At 66.5% G+C, this 2,065-nt stretch carries 1 protein-coding gene; it reads left to right on the top strand.

The annotated features are described in order from the left end of the window. Window positions 1-158 precede the first annotated feature (158 nt). Window positions 159-2,065, top strand: a 1,907-nt coding sequence (locus AC1D15_RS28920) for an aconitate hydratase (protein WP_477828731.1), incomplete at its 3' end; no start/stop codon positions are given.

The following is a 2,065-nucleotide window of genomic DNA, read 5'->3' as shown; positions in this document are numbered from 1 at the left end:
GGGCAAAAGGCGCAGGAATACCGCTCACTTCACGCCCCGGGGGGTCTTCAGGGCCGTGATCGCATGGGGTTTTCGTGAGCGGTGTCACGGATCTTGCTGCGCCCAGGGGCACAATCGCCCGACCCGCCCCTGCGATGACCCCTCACGGAGAGCTGCCCATGGCCCAAGACGACAAGTCCACGAAGAAGTCCCACGCCTTCTCGAACACGCTGAAGACGCTGAAGACCGGTTCCGGCAAGGCCGGGCAGTATTTCTCGCTGCCGGAGCTGGCCAAGACCTACCCGAACGTCAACCAGCTGCCGATCTCGATCCGCATCGTGCTCGAGTCGGTGCTGCGCAATTGCGACGGCAAGAAGGTCACGCCGGAGCACGTCGCCCAGCTCGCCAACTGGCAGCCGACGGCCGAGCGCGTCGACGAGATCCCGTTCGTGGTCGCCCGCGTCGTGCTGCAGGATTTCACCGGCGTGCCGCTGCTGGCCGACCTGGCCGCGATGCGCAGCGTCGCGCAGGCGATGGGCAAGAACCCGAAGACCATCGAGCCGCTGGTGCCGGTCGACCTGGTCGTCGACCACTCGGTGATGGTCGACTACTACGGCACCAAGAACGCCCTCGACCTGAACATGAAGCTCGAGTTCCAGCGCAACAACGAGCGCTACGAGTTCATGAAGTGGGGCATGCAGGCCTTCGACACCTTCGGCGTCGTGCCGCCGGGCTTCGGCATCGTGCACCAGGTGAACCTGGAGTACCTGGCGCGCGGCGTGCACAAGAAGGACGGCATCTACTACCCGGATTCGCTGGTCGGCACCGACAGCCACACGACGATGATCAACGGCATCGGCGTGGTCGGCTGGGGCGTCGGCGGCATCGAGGCCGAGGCCGGCATGCTCGGCCAGCCGGTCTACTTCCTGACGCCCGACGTGGTCGGCCTGGAACTCACCGGCCAGCTGCGCGAAGGCGTGACCGCCACCGACCTGGTGCTCACCGTCACCGAACTGCTGCGCCGCGAGAAGGTGGTCGGCAAGTTCGTCGAGTTCTTCGGCGAGGGCACCAGCACGCTGTCGCTGCCCGACCGCGCGACCATCGCCAACATGGCGCCCGAGTACGGCGCGACGATGGGCTTCTTCCCGGTCGACGGCAAGACCATCGAGTACTTCAAGGGCACCGGCCGCACCAAGGCCGAGATCGATGCGTTCGAGGCCTACTTCAAGGCGCAGGGCATGTTCGGCGTGCCCAAGTCGGGCGACATCCACTTCTCGAAGGAGGTCTCGCTCGACCTGTCGACGGTGACGCCGTCGCTGGCCGGCCCGAAGCGCCCGCAGGACCGCATCGAGCTCGGCAAGATGAAGAGCGAGTTCACCGAGCTGTTCAGCAAGCCGACCTCGGCCAACGGCTTCAACCAGCCGGCCGAGAAGCTGCACCAGGTGTTCACGACCAAGGACGGCCTGGAGGTGCGCAACGGCGACGTGCTGATCGCGGCGATCACCTCGTGCACCAACACCTCGAACCCGGCGGTGCTGCTGGCCGCCGGCCTGCTGGCCAAGAAGGCGGTGGAGGCCGGGCTGACGGTCGCGAAGCACATCAAGACCTCGCTCGCGCCCGGCTCGCGCATCGTCACCGAGTACCTCGAGAAGACCGGCCTCACGCCCTACCTCGACAAGCTCGGCTTCAACCTGGCCGGCTACGGCTGCACCACCTGCATCGGCAACGCCGGCGACCTGACGCCCGAGCTGAACGAGCTGATCACGAAGAACGACCTGGTGTGCGCCGCGGTGCTGTCGGGCAACCGCAACTTCGAGGCGCGCATCCACCCGAACCTGAAGGCGAACTTCCTCGCGTCGCCGCCGCTGGTGGTGGCCTACGCGATCGCCGGCAACGCGACGCGCGACCTGATGACCGAGCCGGTGGGCAAGGGCAAGGGCGGGCGCGACATCTACCTGGGCGACATCTGGCCGACCGCCGACGAGATCGCCAAGCTGATGAAGTTCGCGATGAACGCCGGGGCCTACCGCGACAACTACGAGAAGATCGACCGCAAGCCCGGCAAGCTGTGGGAGCAGATCAAGGG

The sequence above is a fragment of the Rhizobacter sp. P2_H2 genome, from assembly GCF_056403375.1.
The sequence above is the reverse complement of the archived record's forward strand: the minus strand, read 5'-3'. Positions and strand labels throughout refer to the sequence as shown.